The 19,966-nt window shown below is 45.0% G+C and carries 12 protein-coding genes; 5 read left to right on the top strand and 7 right to left on the bottom strand.

Translation table 11 applies throughout. The annotated features are described in order from the left end of the window. Positions 1–72 precede the first annotated feature (72 nt). On the bottom strand, positions 73–2,730 hold the full coding sequence (gene ppc, locus NKI27_RS05130; RefSeq protein WP_265048614.1) for a phosphoenolpyruvate carboxylase: 2,658 nt from the start codon (positions 2,728–2,730) through the stop codon (positions 73–75). Positions 2,731–2,953: 223 nt separating this feature from the next. On the opposite strand from ppc, the gene NKI27_RS05125 reads away from it, so the two are divergent. From NKI27_RS05125 to NKI27_RS05110, 4 genes are all read left to right on the top strand, one after another. Further along, positions 2,954–3,478, top strand: a complete 525-nt coding sequence (locus NKI27_RS05125) for a YfiR family protein (RefSeq protein ID WP_265048613.1) — start codon at positions 2,954–2,956, stop codon at positions 3,476–3,478. Positions 3,479–3,489: 11 nt separating this feature from the next. Further along, positions 3,490–5,025, top strand: a complete 1,536-nt coding sequence (locus tag NKI27_RS05120) for an ATP-binding protein (protein ID WP_265048612.1) — start codon at positions 3,490–3,492, stop codon at positions 5,023–5,025. A 162-nt stretch (positions 5,026–5,187) separates the two neighbouring features. Further along, positions 5,188–6,867, top strand: coding sequence for an EAL domain-containing protein (locus tag NKI27_RS05115; RefSeq protein WP_265048611.1), 1,680 nt, complete (start codon positions 5,188–5,190; stop codon positions 6,865–6,867). Positions 6,868–6,906: 39 nt separating this feature from the next. Next, positions 6,907–9,057, top strand: coding sequence for a TonB-dependent receptor plug domain-containing protein (locus NKI27_RS05110; protein ID WP_265048610.1), 2,151 nt, complete (start codon positions 6,907–6,909; stop codon positions 9,055–9,057). A gap of 44 nt (positions 9,058–9,101) precedes the next feature. On the opposite strand, the gene mazG is transcribed toward NKI27_RS05110, so the two are convergent. From mazG to cysM, 4 genes are all read right to left on the bottom strand, one after another. Further along, the gene (mazG, locus tag NKI27_RS05105) at positions 9,102–10,007 is read right to left on the bottom strand and encodes a nucleoside triphosphate pyrophosphohydrolase (protein ID WP_265048609.1); all 906 of its coding nucleotides are present in this window, start codon (positions 10,005–10,007) and stop codon (positions 9,102–9,104) included. A 12-nt stretch (positions 10,008–10,019) separates the two neighbouring features. Continuing rightward, a complete protein-coding gene (gene relA, locus NKI27_RS05100) occupies positions 10,020–12,293 on the bottom strand; it encodes a GTP diphosphokinase (protein WP_265048608.1) in 2,274 nt (757 codons plus the stop codon). Positions 12,294–12,327: 34 nt separating this feature from the next. Further along, positions 12,328–13,665 (bottom strand): 23S rRNA (uracil(1939)-C(5))-methyltransferase RlmD, encoded by a 1,338-nt coding sequence (gene rlmD, locus NKI27_RS05095; protein ID WP_265048607.1) that lies wholly within the window; start codon positions 13,663–13,665, stop codon positions 12,328–12,330. Positions 13,666–13,811: 146 nt separating this feature from the next. Next, positions 13,812–14,699 carry a cysteine synthase CysM gene (cysM, locus tag NKI27_RS05090; protein ID WP_265048606.1) on the bottom strand — a complete coding sequence of 296 codons (888 nt, stop codon included), beginning with the start codon at positions 14,697–14,699 and terminating at the stop codon, positions 13,812–13,814. Positions 14,700–14,912: 213 nt separating this feature from the next. Here cysM and NKI27_RS05085 point away from each other — a divergent pair, with 213 nt between their 5' ends. Continuing rightward, positions 14,913–17,780 carry a response regulator gene (locus NKI27_RS05085; protein WP_265048605.1) on the top strand — a complete coding sequence of 956 codons (2,868 nt, stop codon included), beginning with the start codon at positions 14,913–14,915 and terminating at the stop codon, positions 17,778–17,780. A 78-nt stretch (positions 17,781–17,858) separates the two neighbouring features. Here the strand turns inward: NKI27_RS05085 and acpS are convergent, their stop codons facing one another. After that, on the bottom strand, positions 17,859–18,233 hold the full coding sequence (gene acpS / locus NKI27_RS05080; protein ID WP_265048604.1) for a holo-ACP synthase: 375 nt from the start codon (positions 18,231–18,233) through the stop codon (positions 17,859–17,861). Positions 18,234–18,369: 136 nt separating this feature from the next. Continuing rightward, positions 18,370–19,794, bottom strand: coding sequence for a 30S ribosomal protein S12 methylthiotransferase RimO (rimO, locus tag NKI27_RS05075; protein WP_265048603.1), 1,425 nt, complete (start codon positions 19,792–19,794; stop codon positions 18,370–18,372). Positions 19,795–19,966 lie beyond the last annotated feature (172 nt).

The raw sequence follows: 19,966 nt of genomic DNA, 5'->3' as shown, positions 1-19,966 counted from the left end.
CATGACGACGAGGTCACAAATCCCTGTAGCCAAAGTTTACGTTTTGTAAAGATATGATAAGAGGCGGGTAACCTACCCTGTATTCCTCATACCTGCGGCAATACCAGCCATCGTGACTTTTAACGCTCGCTCGACGGTTTCAATACTCACATCATCCTCTGATCTCACTCTTTTTAGCAATTCAGCCTGAAGATAATGCAACGGATCGGTATAGGGGTTCCGCACGATCATCGAATGCTTAAATACAGGGTTATCTCGCAGCAATGAATCTTGCTGCTTCAATTCATTCACCCATAACACAGTATCTTTTAGCCTCTGCCTTAATAGCCTACCTAGAGGCTTTAAATCATCAGAGACTAAGCGATAGTCATAGTAGCGCGCTATGCGAGTGTCGGCCTTAGCGACGACCATCTCTAGCATATCAATATGGGTTTTAAAGAAAGGCCACTCTTCTATCATTGTTCGTAAAGTAGCGGTTTTACCTGCATCCAATGCCGCCTTGATAGCTTCATCACCCCCTAGCCAAGCAGGTAGCATTAAGCGGGTTTGCGTCCAGGCAAAAATCCACGGTATAGCCCGCAAGCTTTCAACCCCACCGGTTGCCTTTCGTTTCGCCGGACGGCTACCCAAGGCAAGCTTACCAAGCTCTTGCTCAGGTGTTCCCGATCGAAAGTAGCTTACAAAATCAGGGTGCTCTCGTACGATATGACGATATGAGGCCAATGATCGCTCGGTTAGCCAATCCATCATCTCTCGCCACTCATCTTTAGGCTGAGGCGGCGGCAATAGTGATGCTTCAATCACAGCAGTGGTGTAAACCGCTAAACTTTGCTCTGCCACTTTAGGCAAACCAAATTTAAAACGGATCATTTCGCCCTGCTCGGTAATTCTAAAGGTGCCATTAACCGATCCTGGCGGTTGTGAGCGAATAGCACGGTTAGCTGGGCCACCGCCTCGCCCCACGGTGCCGCCGCGACCATGAAAGAGCGTTAAGCGTACACCATGCTCTCCTGCTGTGACGACGAGCTTTTCTTGCGCTTGATACTGTGCCCACGCAGCCATCATCTGTCCTGCATCTTTAGCTGAGTCTGAGTAACCAATCATCACTTCTTGATGCCCTTGGGTGTACGCCTTATACCAGTCATTAGAGAGCAACCGGTCTATACACTCCGGAGCGTAGCGTAGGTCATCGAGTGTTTCAAACAACGGTACAATGCGCATAGGATGCGTCATACCGCATTCTCTGAGTAGTAAAATAACAGTCAAAACATCAGACGGCAGGCCAGCCATCGATATAACGTAAGAGCCTAGCGCCTCTGGCGGCTGCTGAGCGATAACACGGCAAGTTGATAATACTTCAGCTACCTCATCCGAAGCCGGCCATTTTTGGGGAATTAACGGACGGTTACCCTGTAACTCTTTGACTAAAAACGCTACTTTTTCGTCTTCACTCCACTCAGAAAACGCACCCAAACCTAAATATTGAGTGACTTCATTTAAAACATTTCGATGACGTTCAGAGTCTTGGCGAATATCGAGTTTTACTAATTCCAAACCAAAACAGTGCACGCGTCTAATGGTATCTAACAACTGCCCATTCGCGATGGTATGCAGGCCTTTTTCAATAAGTGAGCGATAACACATTAATAAGGGCTCAACTAAACGACTGTTTTCGAGCAGCACCTCGGGGGCTGGAGCCAGTAGGTCTGAGTGCCCTTGTTTAAGCCACTCTATCGCCTGTTCTGCCCACTGCCGAGTCGCCATTAGCTGCTTGCGTAAACGCCCTAACACCTCACGATAAGGTTCTCGGCTTTCGCCCGCCTGCTGATGCAGCTCTTCGCTGGCATCCCACATCGATAATTCGTTTCTTAAAATATTTATATCGCGAAGATATAGGTCTGCGGCCATCCACCGACTTAATAGCATCACTTCTTGCGTAACCGGCGCCGTCACGTTGGGGTTCCCATCTCGATCACCGCCCATCCATGAAGCAATACGGATAGGACAAGCATCAATAGAAAGCCCTTCATCGAATTCATTAGTAAGCGCCTGATCCATACGCTTAAGAAATTTAGGCACCGCATGCCAAAGGCTATTTTCGATGACTGCAAACCCCCATTTAGCCTCATCAACAGAAGTTGGACGGTCATGCCGTATTTCATCCGTGTGCCAAGCTTCTGCCACTAATATTCGTAACCGTTCGACAATTGCTTGCTTTTCACCAACTGATAAATCGGTTTGATCGAGTGACGCTAAACAATCAGCAATTGATTCATACTTCATAATCAATGTACGGCGCGTAACTTCGGTTGGATGAGCCGTGAGCACAAACTCAACTTTTAACTCTCCCATAAGCTTACGAATGTCATCATGGCTAACACCCGCTGCTTTTAACCGAGTTAACAACTCTGCAACTGACTCAACATCATCAACCGAGTCACTCTCGCGATGGCGTCGAATACCGTGATACTGCTCTGCAATATTGGCAAGGTTCAAAAACTGGTTAAATGCACGCGTTACCGGAACAAGCTCAGAATCCTTCATCTCAGAAAGCGTTTTTAGTAGCGCAGGGCTCGATTCACCCATGCGTCCACGGTCATCTTTAGCCGCTGCTCGGATGGCTTCAATTTTATTTAAGAAGTCCTCTCCGAGGTGTTCTTCAATGCTCCCGCCAAGAAGCTCCCCTAGCATCCTCACATTGTCTCTTAACGATGGATGTAGCTCAGACATATGTTTCCCTCTAATCGAAAAAGCAACAGTAACCCGTGATAGTAAGTAGGCTAACCTTAAAATGTTGAACGTTATAATGGTAGGTCTACACCTAATTGACTAAAAAGACAATTTTTTAAGCATAACCATAATCAATTTAGCGCTTTACAGCCTTGGTATAGCCGCCTAAAATTTACCTCAAATTAAGTATAAAAAAAATTCAACTTAGATTATCAAGGGATTAATGCTAAGCCAACGAGGAAAAAGCGTTGTACAAATAGCTATTTTACTGCTTTTAACCCTAAGCGCGACGGTACAAGCTCGTTCTGAAAATGACGTTAAAGCAGTTTACCTTTATAACTTCATAAAATTTATTACCTGGCCTGAAGAACCCACCAATAGCAGCATCAATATCTGTATCTATGGCGATAACCCCTTTGGCATTCAGTCTCAAAAACTTAATACACTCAAAGTCCGAAACCGGCCACTTCAGATAATTTATCCGAATAAAATAGACTTACCAAACTGCACAGTAGTGTTTATTGCACCGTCTGAAGAAGTATTCACCGGCGAACTGCTCGCTAGAATCAACAACAGTCCGATCTTAACGATCAGCGATATTGAAAACTTTACTGAGAAAGGCGGCATGATTGGTTTTATCAAACTCGGAAATGTGGTCAAGTTTGACATCAATTTAAAAAAAGCCCGCGAAACTAATATCCAAATCAGTTCTAAATTATTAGAGCTTGCTAACCATGTTATTCAATAGAGGGGGCAGATATGTTTAGAACTCAATACCTGTCCATCAAGAAAAAGCTGACCATGATCATCATGACATCAACCTTATTGACGGTCGTGTTATTGAGTTCAGTGTTTATTGCATACGAGTATGTATCCCTGCGTAATAACATGGTCAAAGAGTTTTCAACCACATCTAAAATCATTGCTAACCGAAGCCATGCCGCGATACTGTTTAACGATACGGTTGCGCTACAAGAAAACGTAGATAGCCTAAGCATCCATGATGATATCGAGACTACGTGTATCTATAGCGAGTCTGACGACATTCTTGCATCATTCGACAAGACGCAACAAGATAGCCCGCAAAAAAACACCTCTAGCACTGGCTGTCCCGATCACCCTAGTCGCAACCTAAGTCATTTTAATGAAGGTTACTACCAGCTCTCCCAACCGATTGTTCTTGATGGTGAAACCGTCGGTCTGCTATTCGTGCGCGTATCCCTAAACAACTTAAACACACATCTTTCCACCTACGTTATTGCAACGGGCGTCTTTTCATTATTGGTCATTCTCGCTGTATTCATCATTTCATCATTTTTGCAAAACTACATCACCACCCCCTTAACACTATTGAAAGACACGGCTCGCCAAGTTACCAACAAGAAGGATTACTCACTTAGAGCGACCAAAGAAAGCTATGACGAGATCGGTGACCTAGTCGATGCGTTTAATACGATGCTTTCAACCATACAAGAACAAAACCATGTAATCACTGAAAACTCAGAAGGGCTTGAGCTAAAAGTGAATGAACGAACCAAAGAGCTCGCAATGGCCAACAAAGAGCTTGAAGCCTTTAGCTATTCGGTATCACATGATTTGCGCGCCCCTCTTCGCGCCATCGATGGATTCAGTAAAGCACTGTTAGAAGACTTCGGGGCAGAACTGGAACCAACCGCACATGACTACCTAAAGCGTGTCAGAGCCGCCAGCCAAAAAATGGGTGTGCTTATCAGCAGCTTACTGCAACTCTCTCGCGTTACCCGTAAGCAAATTAAAGATACTCATTTTGATCTTACAGACATGGTTAACCACGCGTTTTATCAACTTCAGCAACAAGAACCCGATCGAATTATTAACATTAAAGTTCAACCTGAAATGTATATCATGGGCGACCCACAACTAATCGAAGTCGCAATTGATAACCTCATCGGCAATGCTTGGAAATACACCAAATATGAAAAACTTCCAAGAATAGAAGTGGGCTATTATGTCGAAAACGGCCACACCATCTACTTTATTAAAGATAACGGCGCAGGCTTTGATGAACGCTACGCAACAAACTTATTCACTGCATTCCAGCGCTTACACTCGCCAGAGCAATTTGACGGAACCGGTATCGGCTTGGCAACGGTTTACCGTATTATACACCGGCACCATGGCGATATTTGGGCAAAATCGACCTTGGGTGAAGGTGCTACATTTTATTTTACCCTGCATGACAACCGGCCACCTGAAGACGAAGTAATATCTTATAGGAGCGGCCATAATCCTGATCAGTCTGCGCCAAAAAAATAAGTCTGGCAGAACGCCACCATTTAACTAGACTTTAGACTAGACCAAAGCAAAGTAAAAACAGGCCTTACGCGCTGCACCTGGCTGACATGACTAATGTGTGTATTTTGCAAAAGTATTAGCCCCTTTTAAATGCCTCAAGAGAACGTAATAAACGTGGAAAATGTGCTTCATATATTAATAATCGATGACTCAGAAGATGATGCGCTGTTAATCATTCGAGCACTCCGTAAAGGCGGACTCAAGACTGAGTTCCTTCAGGTGGAGGGTGAGGAATCACTCCGCAAAGCCCTCACTATGCACGACTGGGATGTTGTAATATCTGATCACAATATGCCTGGGCTCACGTCTCAAGATACCATTAAAATCATCAAGGCAATCACCCCCGATATGCCGGTCATCGTGGTCTCAGGAACCATTGAAGAACAAGTCGGCGTAGAGGCAATGAAAACAGGCGCTCAAGATTACGTAATGAAAGACAATCTTGCTCGCTTAGTACCGGTCATACAGCGGGAACTAAAAGCAACAGCAGGCCAACAAGCACGCAAAGAGGCCGAGCAGAATCTTCACTATCTTTCATTTCATGACACACTCACAAACCTGCTTAATCGTAAAGAGTTTGAGCGAAGACTTAGGGCTGCCGTAGACGATAGTAAACGCTTTGGCCAACCTAATGTACTGATGTATCTCGACCTTGATCAATTTAAGATCGTTAATGATACATGCGGGCATGTCGCTGGCGATGAACTACTCAAACAAGTCACGCGATCGCTACAGCTTCACATCCGAGAATCTGACACCCTCGCACGGTTAGGCGGTGATGAATTCGGTATCCTACTCGAGAACACCTCCAAAGAGCGCGCGCTAACACTAGCCGAGCGTATTCGCCAAGACATCAAAGACTTACGCTTTTCATGGCAAGATAAGCCCTTTGCTATCAGTATCAGTATTGGCATGGTTGCCATCAACCAAGACACCACCTCCATACATGAATTACTGAGCTGTGCCGACATGGCTTGCTATGCGGCTAAAGACAAAGGTCGCGACGGCATCCAGTGGTACAGTGAAGACGACGCAGAATACAACCAACGCCGTAATGAAATGCAATGGGCGAGCAAAATAAAAAAAGCCTTAGAAGAAGATCGTTTCATACTTTATTTTCAACCCATGAAGGCGCTACAGCCAAGCTGTAAAGGTGAACATGGGGAGTTTTTGGTAAGACTTTATGAAGAAGGAGGCTTAGTGCCTCCTGGTGCATTTATTCCTGCCGCAGAACGCTATAACCTGATGCCACTTATTGACCGCTGGGTCGTTAAGAACGTTTTTCAATATTTATCGGAGTCAGGGTTAGGCAAAAAAGATGAAGGCACATTCTTTATCAATTTATCCGGAACCTCTCTAAGCGATAATGCATTCTTTGATGATATTCGAAAGCTATTAAAAGATTACGATTTAAAGCCCAATCGGATCTGTCTCGAAATTACCGAAACGGCTGCAATAAACAACCTCACCGAGGCTGTCGAATTTATTACTGAAATTCGCGACGAAGGGTTTAAATTTGCACTCGATGACTTTGGCGTTGGCATGAGTTCGTTCTCGTATCTCAAAACCATACCGGTTGATTATCTTAAAGTAGACGGTAGTTTCGTACAAAATCTACTTAATGACCCTATTGATAAAGGTATCGTCGAAGCCTGTAATCGCATCAGCCATGCAGCGGGACTACAAACCATTGCCGAGTTTGTCGAAAACCAGGAAACTGAAGATGCACTTAAAGCCATGGGCGTAGATTTTGGCCAAGGCTTTGGCATCGCAAAACCAGGACCTTTAAAAAGAGGACGATAAAATGCGTCAAATGCCTACTTTGTGTGTAGCGGTGTAGCAATGATTAAAAAGTCTGTAAATCCCTCTATTCGTCAGGCGCCCTCTTCTTATATTTCATCTTCACCTTTTTCGGGTCTACTAGCGGTTTCGATCGCCTTAGGCAGTGGATCGGTGTTAGCTGATGAAGAGCCGTTGGGCGGCAGTGATAGTTTATGGGATATACCGCTTGAAGAGTTAGGACAGGTTCGAGTTACTAGCCTTGCAACGGGAACTGAGACTCCGCTGGATAAAGCCGCAGCTGTTGCGACGGTAATCACAGAAGAAGACATCGTTGCCATGGGCGCCACTGATCTGGATGAAATACTGGAAACCGTGCCAGGTGTTCATGTTGGCCGCTCAGACCAAGCTTACTTCCCTAAATACAATATTCGAGGCATTACTTCTCAATACAATTCTCAAACCTTAGTACTTATTAATGGAATCCCAGTAACACAGTTAGCTTTTGGCAATCGAGGGAACGCATGGGCCGGAATGCCGGTAAAATCAATTAGTCGCGTTGAAGTAATTCGAGGACCAGGATCAGCCATGCACGGCGCGGACGCATTTGCCGGCGTAATAAATATCGTAACAAAAACAGGTAAAGATATAGACGGTACAAAAGTCGGAGCGCGAGCCGGTAGTTTTAATACACAAGCAGGCTGGGTGGAACATGGAGGTAACTACAACGGTTTTGATATCGGATTTACGTTTGAATACGAAACCACTGACGGCTGGCGTGAAAAAATACAACATGACGCCCAAACCAACTGGGATGCCTTATTCATGACCAATGCGTCTTTAGCACCTGGCGCAGTAAACACTATGACAGACATGATCGACTCAAGACTTGATATCGCTTATGACAATTCAAGATTACGTGTTGGGTTTCAAGGCAGGAGCAACGTAGGTAGTGGCCCAGGGATTGCTCAAGCCTTAGACCCTAACGGTCGCTTTGGTAGCGACCGTTTCAATGCAGATTACACACACACCTTAGAAGATCTAACACCCAATTGGGGTATAGAAAGCCGCGTAAGTTACTACAGGGGTACACTAGACGTCGAAGAAAACATATTGCTATTCCCTTCTGGCGCATTTGGTGGAGCCTACCCTGACGGATTTATCGGTAACCCTGAAACGAAAGAAGAAAATGCTCGATTTGATTTCAGCAGCGTTTACCGCGGATTTAACAGCCATATTGTGCGTCTTGGCACTGGCGCATATTGGGGCGATGTGTTTGAAGTCACGGAATCAAAGAACTTTTATCCAAATGGATTACCCAGACCAGGAATAGAAGATGTCAGCGATACGGCTGAAGTGTTTCTCCCTGAGAAAGACCGAACAAGCTATTACATTTTTGCCCAAGATGAGTGGCAACTAGCAGACAACTGGCAACTTACATCAGGGATACGCTACGATCATTACTCTGACTTTGGAGATACAACTAACCCAAGGCTTGCATTGGTATGGGCTACAACCGACAGTATCACAACCAAGTTACTTTATGGTCGAGCCTTTAGAGCGCCATCCGTTGCTGAGTTATATATTACCAGCAACCCTATCGCGAAAGGCAACCCAGAACTTGACCCAGAAACGATAGACACCTATGAATTTGCATTCTCCCAGCAACTCTCATCTCAATTACGTTATAGCGCCAATATATTCTATTACCAAATAGACGACTATATTACATTCATAAACGACGGCCCCAACACGGCACAAGCACAAAATGCAGGTAAAAGAACGGGCTATGGAACAGAGCTAGAAGTAGACTATGAACCCATTAACACTCTTCGGTTGCTTGCAAACTACGCCTACCAAAAATCTGAGGATGACAAAACAAATACAGATGTAGGTGATGCACCCAATCACCAAATATACGGACGCAGTGAATGGGAATTCATCACCCATTGGCACTTTGATGCCCAAATCAACTGGGTGGGCGAACAAAAAAGGGCTTTTGGCGACAGCAGAAAACCGGTAGACGACTATACAACCGTTGACCTCACCCTTCGTAAAAAGAAAGTTTGGAATAGTTTAGAACTGGCTTTTTCGATTCGCAATGCATTTGATGAGTCTGTCTATGAAGCGAGTGCTGGACCCGTTGCGGGGATTCCGGGTGACTTTCCAATGGCTGGGCGCTCTATTTACGGCGAAGCGTCATATACGTTTTAGACGCTTAACCTTATACAGCAAAACCGAATTAGGGCGCTCAGCTATCACGACAGTGAGCGTGTAAGCGGTTTCTGAAAAGAACCTTTGGCTTCATCCCAAAGGGCATCCAACTCATCTAGCGGGACATCACCTAAAACCTTTCCCTGCTGAAGGAGTGACTTTTCAATGTATTGAAAGCGATTAATAAACTTTTGATTGGTCGACCTGAGTGCAGTATCTGAATTCACCTTTATAACACGTGCTAAATTGACGCAGCAAAATAGCACATCACCCATTTCATCTATGAGGTGTTGTTGCTGCATTATCGCATCACTTTCTGGGTGTGCTAGCACATCTTTCAGTTCTTTTAGCTCTTCTTGTATTTTGTCGAACACGGGTTCAACCGAGGGCCAGTCAAAAGCATAGTGAGCAGCTCGTTTTTGCAGTTTCTCTGCACGAGCTAACGATGGCAAGTTAGCGGGTATATCATCTAACACACTGGTAAATGGAGCTTCTTTCCTCTTCTTTTCTAACGCAATAAGCGCTTCTTTTTTCGCTTTTAATGCTCTTTCCTCAGCTTTAATGCGCTCCCAGTTTTGCTTTATTTCTGCTTCAGAGATGGTCTCACCATCGGCCAATTCGCTTACTAAGGTGCCATCAGGAAACACATGAGGATGACGTCGAACGAGCTTTGTGACTAAGTTTGAAACGATGTCAGAAAAGTCAAAATACGCGCTTTCTTTACCCATTTGGGCATAAAATATCACCTGAAACAGCAAATCACCTAGCTCATCTTTTAGGTGCTCATAGTCCTTTTTTTCTATGGCATCAGCCACTTCATAGGCTTCTTCAAGAGTATGAGGCAGTATTGAATCAAACGTTTGCTTGATGTCCCACGGGCAACCCTTTTCAGGGTCACGCAGGCGATTCATTAGGTATAGTAGATCTTCGATGCCGTAGCGCTCACTCATAAACTCAACTCCTTAACTATCCCGTTTACGTCGTGCTTCTATGACATTCGGTAGCTGTTTTATTTTCGATAACAAGCGCCCCAAGCTATCGAGGCTATCAATTTCAACCTTTAGTATCAATGTTGCAGTACTGTTCATGCGGTCTGTATAAGTGTTCATCCCGATCACATTGACCCGTTCATTCGCCAATATAATCGTTACATCCCGTATTAAACCCTCCCGATCATACGCCTGTATTTCAACATCAACGGCATAAGTCGATTCAGGGGTTTTACCCCAAGATACCTCGATAATACGATTAGGATCTTTGTCTTGTAGCTGCAGCAGGTTAATGCAATCATCTCGATGAATCGATACCCCTCGCCCAACGGTAATATAACCGATGATAGAATCCCCCGGCACCGGTTGGCAGCAGTTGGCGATAGTGGTTAATAGCTTACCCACACCTCGTATCTGAATATCCGAATCTGTCGATTTATCTTCTTTATAGACATTAAGCTGCAGACTTAGCTGCTCTTCTTCATGAGGACCAAGCAGCTTTTGAGCGACATTAGCCACATGCATGGGCCTGAGATCACCAGCACCAATAGCGGCAAACATATCGGCTGCCGATTTATAATTCACTTTTTCAGCGAGTTCATTAAGCTCAATATCGCCGACAGACAACCGCTTAAATTCATCTTCAAGCACTGCACGACCATCAATAATGTTTTGTTCTCGGTTTTGCTCTTTAAACCAGTGTGCCACTTTGGCTCTGGCGCGCGAAGTTTGAATATACCCTAACCCTGAGTTTAACCAGTCACGGCTTGGTGCAGGGTTGTTTGAGGTCAGTATGCTAACTTGTTCGCCAGTTTTTAAAGGGTATGTTAACGGTACTATGCGACCATTTACTTTCGCACCACGGCAACTATGTCCTACCTCTGTATGCACACGATAAGCAAAATCAACCGGCGTTGCGCCTTGCCTTAAGTCGACTACATGACCTTCGGGTGTAAACACGTATACCCGGTCGGTGCTAGCTTCTGTTGAAAGCTGATCAACCAGCCCCGAAACATCACCGATTTCTTCTTGCCACTCAAGCACCTGCCTTAACCAGCTAATTTTATCTTCATAACCGGTCGATTTAGTCTTAACATCAGTGCCTTTGTATAACCAATGAGCACAGACGCCTAACTCAGCCTCTTCGTGCATTTCATGGGTACGAATTTGTACTTCCATTACTTTACCCTGAGGGCCTACAACGGCGGTATGCAGCGAGCGATAGCCATTACCTTTGGGGTTAGCAATATAATCATCGAATTCGTGAGGAATATGCCGCCATAATGAGTGTACGATGCCCAATACCGCGTAACAGTCCCTAACTTCAGGCACTAAGATACGAAAGGCTCGAATATCATAGATTTGTGAGAAATCTAAATTCTTTCGATGCATCTTCCGCCAAATGCTGTAAATATGCTTTGATCTTCCGGTAATTTCGGCCTTTAGACCAAACCTTGCCACTTCACTTTCTAACGTATCGAGTACAGTTCGAATAAATTCATCCCGATCGACACGCCTTTCTCGAAGCTGCTTAGCAATTTTTTTGTATGCAGTATCATGAAGATAACGGAACGAAAGATCTTCTAGTTCCCACTTAACATGACCGATACCCAACCGATGCGCTAAAGGCGCATATATATCAAAAACTTCTCGAGCAACGCGTTGACGCTTCTCTGCTTGAGCGTTTTTAACCGCTCGAATAGCACAGGTACGCTCTGCTAGCTTAATTAGCACCACTCGCACATCATCAATCATGGTGATAAGCATCTTACGTACATTATCGAGCTGGCCTTGGCTTTGACCTAATACTGAGCCCTTATACGGGGTATGAATAGCAGAAATCGCCGCCATTTGCTGAACACCGTCAATCAGCTTAGCGACCTCTTCACCGAACTTTTTCTTAACAGCGTCGAGGCTTAATCGCTCCTCCCTTACCGCACGGTAAAGAATTGCAGCAACCAGTGATTGCTGATCAAGATTCAGTTCTGCCAGAATTTGAGCCATTTCAAGACCGGTCTCAAAACTGCTATGACCTTGCGCCCATAGCCGATCTTCCCTTACTGCCTCTTTTTCAATTTCGAGGCTTAGCTCGCACGCATCCCGAATGACATCTACGTCATCAAGTTTTGTTTGCACTGAGATGTGCTGAATCCAGCCTTCTATATCAACGTGGCCTTCTGCTGATAGATGATGATCTTCTCTAACCTTAACCATACCTAGTCCAAGCGTTAGTTCGCTAATGTTCAAGTAGCCGCCCTATTATGGCGCGCACCTGATACGATTATTTTTCAAACAGTGCAATTGACTCAACATGTGTAGTGTGCGGAAACATGTCCATAACGCCCGCCTTAACCATACGGTAACCATGTTCAACCAATACACCCGCATCCCGCGATAATGTTGCAGGGTTGCACGAAACATAAACAATTTTCTTCGCACCAAACTTAGGCAAATATCGAACCATATCTAACGCGCCTGAGCGAGGTGGATCAATTAATAGTTTATCAAAACCTTCTTTAGCCCATTCTGACTGAGTAAAATCGGCTTGCAAGTCTGCGCCATAAAATTTCACGTTGCGCAAGTCATTATATTCGGCATTTTCTCGACCCCGTAACACCATCGCCTCAGTGCCTTCTACACCGACTACCTCTCGTGCCTTTCGAGCGAGAGGTAATGTAAAGTTGCCTAACCCGCAAAACAGGTCGAGTACTCTATCTTCTGAGTTCACTTGCAACCAGTCAACCGCACGGCTCACCATCTGATGATTAATATCAGCATTGACCTGTGTAAAATCTAGCGGATGGAACTTCATGTTTAAATCAAAATCATCCAATCGATAAGTTAAACGCTCTTCGCCGGTCTTAGGATGAATTCGGTACGTCGAACCCGCATCTTGAGGCTGCAAATAAATATGAAAATAATGCGAATCACCAAACGCAATAAGCTTATCGATATCCTCATTATTTAAAGGCGACATATGACGAAAAACAAGTGCAACCTCTGCATCCCCAGCCGCCACTTCTACATGCGTAATAGCTCGAAATACACTCAGGCTACGAATAACCGCACGTAACGCATCAATATGCTTAGCGATACGATCATCCATCACTAAGCACTGGTTAATATTGGTAATAGAACTGCTACGCTTTTCACGAAACCCCAATAGCATTTCGTCACACTTACCCACATAGCGAACCCCTAGCCGTGCCTTACGGCGATAGCCTGACGAAGGGCCCGTCATAGGGGGAAGGAACGATTCAACTGTTATGTCGCCAAAATGACGAAACTGCCCCTGTAATACAGTCTGCTTAAAGCGTATCTGGGCTTCACTGTCGATATATTGCAAACTGCAGCCCCCGCAGAGTGAGGCATGGGGGCAAGGCGGTGTGAGACGGTCTTCTGAAGCAACCAAGATCTCTTCAGCGACCAATTCATCAAATTTACTACGCGTATCGGTATAACGGGCTCGCACCGTTTCACCCACGAGCGCGCCTTCTACAAATTGGGTTTTACCCTCTCGACGAGCAACGCCTCGACCATCATGAGTTAACGCATTAATGGTTAGCTCAACCAACCCTGCGGGTAGTTTTTTCTTTTTATGCTGAGGTCTTCTTGCCATTGATGATTACAGCCTTGTCTACGCGACCTTAACTAAGCATGGCCACGAATAAAGTAAGTGTAATAATGCCTAATAACTCAGCAGAATACGCGATTTTGAGGTCAATAACCGCTGCAAATTTGTAACTACTTAACGCATCAGTATAACTATTTAAACACGCCAGTAGAAAGGTACCGGTCTCCTCGGTCACAGATAATGGCGACGATTACTGCATTTTCAACCCTTTTCGATAAACGAAGTGCACCTGCAACAGCGCCACCAGACGAAACCCCACAAAAAATACCTTCTTGTTGAGCAAGCGCTTTCATTGTTTCTTCCGCTTCCTCCTGCCCCATATTGATGGTTTCATCCACACTGGAAGCATTAAAAATGCGAGGCAAATAAGCTTCTGGCCAGCGTCTAATACCCGGAATCGACGCACCTTCACTCGGCTGCAGCCCTACAATTTGTATTGCTGGGTTTTTCTCTTTCAGGTAGCGAGAGGTGCCCATGATCGTACCGGTGGTTCCCATCGAACTAACAAAGTGAGTCACCGTACCGCCCGTTTGCTGCCAGATCTCTGGCCCTGTTGTATGGTAATGAGCCAGCAAGTTATCTTCGTTAGAAAATTGATCAAGCACTCGACCCTTACCTTCAGCTTGCATCTGAAGCGCTAGGTCACGGGCGAACTCCATACCCTGCTCTTTGCTAACCGTTATAAGCTCGGCACCGTAAGCTGACATAGACGCGCGTCGCTCTTCGCTCATATTTCCCGGCATGATTAAAACCATCTTATAACCTTTAATCGCCGCAACCATGGCTAACGCAATACCTGTATTACCACTGGTTGCCTCAATTAACGTGTCACCGGGTTTTATCTCACCTCGGTTTTCTGCTGCTTGTATCATACTTAACGCGGGTCGGTCTTTAACTGAGCCGGCAGGGTTATTGCCTTCCAATTTAACTAGTATTGTATTGGTTGTGTCGCCAGGGAGTCGTTGTAATCGAACTAACGGCGTATGACCAACAAGCGACTCTATAGTAGGAAATTCCATGAATGATCTCTAAGAAATGCTAACAGATGTAAAAATTTCAATGACGCTTATGATAGACTGCCAAAACGGTTATTAGTTCTGTGCTTGCTTACGCCAAAGCACTAATATACGTGCTCTCACTTTAAACGTGTAGCTAAACATATAGCATAGATTTAGATATTTATATAACGTTTAGAAATAAGTCACTTTACACACAGCATGACAGGGCTTCCAATGAGAAAATGGGGAGTTAAAACCCGAGTAATGGTATTGGCGCTTTTCCCTGCCATCACCATCGCGCTTACATTGGGTATTGTGTTTACCTACACCCAGATCAGCAGCATTCAAAACTTGCTACATGAGCGAGGCCTTTCTCTTGGGCGGCAATTGACGACCGCCAGTGAGTACGGTGTTATTACCAGTAACCGCCCTCTTCTTTTGAGTCTAACGAATGCAACTCTCGAAGAAAAAGACGTTCGCTCTATCATAATTTTAGATAGCTACCATAGAAGCCTGGTACATTCTGGGCCGAAAATGCTATCAACCATAAACCCCGCTAAGTTACCTAAGGACAGAGTCGTCATTCAAGAAACCGATGACTCCACACTGTTTATTACCCCAATACAATCTCAACCGCTCGTGACAGATCATTCCCTCGATAAGACGCAACCCCAGCATATTAATGCCGACAACAAAAGTAATGTGGGCTGGGTTGCCTTGGAGCTTTCTCATGCGAACTCAACCGTTGCTCAGTATCAAGCGATACTCACCAGCTGTCTGATTATCTTTTTGGGCATTTTCGTTAACTGGCTGATCGCATTAAAAATGACTCGCGGTGTTATTCGGCCGATTGAAAAAGTCACTCGCGCCGTAACTGAAATAAAAGAAGGCAAGCTCGACACACGTGTATATAGTGGCGGTGGAGAAGAGCTTATGCTGTTAGAGGCGGGCATTAACTCTATGGCTGAAACACTCAGTAAAGCCCACAACGAAATGCAGCACAATATAGACCAGGCAACCGAAGACCTGCGTGAAACACTCGAAACAATTGAAATACAAAATATCGAACTTGATATCGCGCGAAAAGAAGCCCTTGAAGCGAGCCGCATTAAATCTGAATTTTTGGCAAATATGAGCCACGAGATACGCACACCGCTTAACGGTATTCTAGGCTTCACTAACCTATTAATGAAAGGGAGCCTATCACAGCATCAAAAAGACCATTTAACCACGATTAAAAAGTCTTCTGAGATTCTACTCACGATTATTAATGACATCCTCGACTTTTCTAAAATCGAAGCAGGCAAACTCATACTTGACCGAACACCGTTAAAATTGAGAGAAATCATCGAAGATGTCATGACAATGTTAGCCCCCACCGCTCACAGTAAAGGGCTAGATTTAGTGCCGCTAATTTATAGCGACGTGCCTAACAATGTTTTGGGTGACCCCTTAAGAATCAAACAAATCATCACAAACTTAGTCAACAACGCCATTAAATTCACCCAAAGTGGTGAAGTCGTGCTTCGGGCAATGCTAGAGGCTCAAAAAGACAACAGCATTAAGATTAAGATCAGCGTATCAGATACCGGCGTTGGGCTATCTAGGGTTCAGCAACAATCATTATTTAATGCATTTGCACAAGCTGATGCATCTACAGCAAGACAGTATGGCGGCACCGGTTTAGGTTTGGTTATTTCGAAGCGATTAATCGAAGAAATGGGCGGAGAAATCGGGCTCGAGAGCGAACTAGGTAAAGGTTCTATCTTTTGGTTTACCCTCGCCACTGAAATCGCAAGTAATGCCAGCCCTGAACCCACATTAGAAGCGCTCTCGGGAGAGCGTATTGTATATCTAGAAAACCAGGCTACAACCGGTCTTGCCGTTCAGCACATGCTCAGCAACTTAGGCGTTCATGTTAAGCACGTCGATTCACCCTCTGCTTTAATTAGTACGGTTATAAAGGCACAAGAAAAACGTAAAGGGTTTGCCGTAGCCATCATCGGTATCAACCGACACTTAATGGGGTCAAACCAATACAAACAACTGCTCAGCGAGCTAGAGTATAACCGTGGCTGCCGAACGCTTTTGCTTACACCTACTCTAGATCACCACCAACACTCAATACTCGATATAGCCAGCACCCACCTGACTAAACCGGTTATCTATCAGCGCCTCTATGGTACACTACACGCGCTTGTTAACGGTGATACTGTCGAACCTAAACCCCGCTTAGCTGAACTCCCCAACCCTATCCATACACTACCTGGGACAACAAAATCACTCGCCCCCACCATACTAGCGGTTGACGACAATGACGCCAATCTGAAGCTAGTAGAGGTACTTATTAAAGAGCTTGGGATCAATGTCGTCACTGCCGCCAGCGGGTTTGAAGCCCTAACCAAGTGGAAGCTACAAAAATTTGATCTAATTTTTATGGATGTACAAATGCCCGGCATGGATGGCATTGAAACAACCGAGAAAATAAGAGCTCATGAAAAAAGCGGTCAACGCATCCCCATAATCGCACTAACCGCTCACGCACTGGCTGAAGAAAAGAAAACCCTACTCAACAAAGGTTTTGATGACTACTTAACAAAACCCATTAGCGAGCAGCAATTGCAAAATGTTATTTATCACCGTACGGGGTTTCAATGCGCGAGCCCTGAACTGCTAGAGGCTGATAACCCTGCGCCCCAAACGATCAAACCATCAACTCGTGCACGCAAAGCGGCCTGTGTAGACATCGCCCTCTGTATAAAGTTGGCCGCAGGCAAAAACGACCTAGCAGAAGAACTGTTTAGCATGCTACTTGAGCACCTCGTCCCTGACTTAGAAGCCATACAAACATTCTTTGAAGACGGAGACCGTGAAGCATTGCTTGAACGAGTACACAAGCTTCACGGCGCGACTCGATACTGCGGCGTGCCCGAACTGCAAGAAACCGCTGAGAGAATGGAAGCAGCACTAAAACAAAAATCAGACAATCTAGAAGCTCACTATGAAGACCTCATAGAAGCCATTGAACAAGTCTTACGTTGGGCAGATTATAACAACTGGCAGAAAGCACTACGAAATTTCAATAAACATAAAGCCACCTAACAAACCAAAAGCTCTTGCAGCCTTGATGCAGCGAAGTGGAATCAGGAGATATCGTGCATAGTTTTGAGGTTACGTATCTTAAGATAATACGGCGAACGCCAATACGTATTCTTGTTCATCAGACAAACTCACACTCAGGCAAGTCGCCCCTAAAGACGCCATGACCGTCTGCGCCATACCATTTAACTCTGCATAAGGCTGACCGGCTTCGTTGTTTGTTATGTTGATATTTTGCCACCCTACTCCTTTCGCGACCCCCGTCCCTAACGCTTTAACAATTGCCTCTTTTAAGGCAAACCGCTTGGCTAAATAACGGACACTGCTTGGGGCAGCTTTAAACAAAAGAATTTCATCAGGTGTTAAAATACGCGAAGCAAAGCGATCTCCATGTTTTTCAAGTGCTTGTTCTATGCGCGCTATTTTTATGAGGTCGGTGCCTACGCCTTTAACCATTGTCATTCCAACAAACTAAAACATTGGATCCCCACATGCGCGAGGATGACGCACTATAAGAAACACATTAAAACCGTTATGCTTAGTGAGCGTTGTCATTCCCGCGAAGGGTGGGATCCATAAATCTACACAGTCATTAAGATTCAGCTAAATGCGCCCACATATCATGCTCATCCGCTTCTTCTATGATCACATCAAGCATGTCGCCTGGCGCTACATTAGTCACATTATCAATAAAAACTAAACCATCAACATCAGGCGCATCACCCTTAGTGCGGGCTACCGATCCCTCTTCGGTCACTTCATCAACAATCACCTGCATACGCTTGCCGACTTTCAACTGTAATCGATCTGCACTGATTTTAGCTTGTAGCTCCATAAACTGAGCCAAGCGCGCATCTTTAACATCTTCAGGCACCGCTTCTGCTAAATCGTTTGCAACGGCCCCTTCTACAGGCGAATACTTAAAGCAACCGACGCGATCAAGCTGTGCTTCTTTTATAAATTCTAACAATAACTGAAAGTCTTCTTCAGTCTCGCCGGGGAACCCGACAATAAACGTGCTTCGAATAGTTAAGTCAGGGCAAATCTCTCGCCATTTTTTAATCCGCGCCAACGTGTTATCGATCGATCCTGGGCGCTTCATCATCTTCAATATACGCGGGCTAGCATGCTGTAGCGGAATATCTAAATACGGCAGAATCTTACCTGCTGCCATCAACGGTATCGCATCATCAATATGTGGGTAAGGGTAAAGATAGTGCAAGCGAACCCAAGCCCCCATCTCGCCTAGTGACTCACATAAATCAAGAAAGCGCGTTTTAACCGGGCGCCCCTGCCAAAAGCCCATACGGTATTTAGTATCAACCCCGTAAGCACCCGTATCTTGCGAAACCACTAATAGCTCTTTTACGCCATTGCTAACAAGTCGTTGCGCTTCGTCTAACACCTCTCCAACAGGTCGGCTATCAAGACGTCCTCGCATTGATGGAATAATGCAAAACGTGCACTTCTGATTACAGCCTTCTGATATTTTTAAATACGCATAATGACGAGGTGTTAACTTAACACCCTGCGCAGGAATAAGATGCTCAAACGGGTTATGCTCAGGGCGCGGCACATGCTGATGAACCTGATCTAATACATTCTCGTAAGCATGAGGCCCTGTCACACCCAATACACCTGGGTGAACTTCAGTAATATCATCTTTCTTTGCGCCCAAACAACCCGTGACCAATACTTTTCCATTTTCGGCCAGCGCTTCACCAATCGCATCTAAAGATTCCTGAACCGCACTATCAATAAAACCACAGGTATTTACAATAACCATATCAGCATCATCATAGCTTGGGGTTACGTCATAACCCTCAATACGAAGCTGAGTCAAAATCCGTTCAGAGTCCACTAAATTTTTAGGGCACCCCAGGCTCACAAAACCAATGCGCGCACCACTTGAAGCGCCTTCTACAGATGCCATTTCGATCAACTCACTCTCTGCAATTGCTTGGTTTTCGGTAATAGTGTCGTTCTGCTGGCTAGGGTCAAAGCTCTTAACTGTCATAGGTCTCAATCATTTGTAGTGGTGCTATATAAAGAAGAGTTGTTCTGGACAACCATCATTCTGACTAAAAAGTTGGCGGATTATACCTGAAGATTCTTAACATTACAGGTTAAAAATTAATCAGATTCAAACAGAATAAAATTAAAATATGACACATTCTATTAGCCTGTTC

The sequence above is a fragment of the Alkalimarinus alittae genome (assembly GCF_026016465.1).
In the GTDB taxonomy this organism is placed as follows: Bacteria; Pseudomonadota; Gammaproteobacteria; order Pseudomonadales; family Oleiphilaceae; genus Alkalimarinus; species Alkalimarinus alittae.
This window is presented reverse-complemented; position numbering and strand designations above follow the sequence as displayed.

Coding starts and splice junctions, on each gene's coding strand:
- NKI27_RS05085 (WP_265048605.1), top strand. CDS start 14,913: ATGAGAAAATGGGGAGTTAAAACCCGAGTAATGGTATTGGCGCTTTTC.
- NKI27_RS05125 (WP_265048613.1), top strand. CDS start 2,954: ATGCTAAGCCAACGAGGAAAAAGCGTTGTACAAATAGCTATTTTACTG.
- rimO (WP_265048603.1), bottom strand. CDS start 19,794: ATGACAGTTAAGAGCTTTGACCCTAGCCAGCAGAACGACACTATTACC.
- rlmD (WP_265048607.1), bottom strand. CDS start 13,665: ATGGCAAGAAGACCTCAGCATAAAAAGAAAAAACTACCCGCAGGGTTG.
- mazG (WP_265048609.1), bottom strand. CDS start 10,007: ATGAGTGAGCGCTACGGCATCGAAGATCTACTATACCTAATGAATCGC.
- NKI27_RS05110 (WP_265048610.1), top strand. CDS start 6,907: ATGATTAAAAAGTCTGTAAATCCCTCTATTCGTCAGGCGCCCTCTTCT.
- ppc (WP_265048614.1), bottom strand. CDS start 2,730: ATGTCTGAGCTACATCCATCGTTAAGAGACAATGTGAGGATGCTAGGG.
- NKI27_RS05120 (WP_265048612.1), top strand. CDS start 3,490: ATGTTTAGAACTCAATACCTGTCCATCAAGAAAAAGCTGACCATGATC.
- cysM (WP_265048606.1), bottom strand. CDS start 14,699: ATGGAATTTCCTACTATAGAGTCGCTTGTTGGTCATACGCCGTTAGTT.
- acpS (WP_265048604.1), bottom strand. CDS start 18,233: ATGGTTAAAGGCGTAGGCACCGACCTCATAAAAATAGCGCGCATAGAA.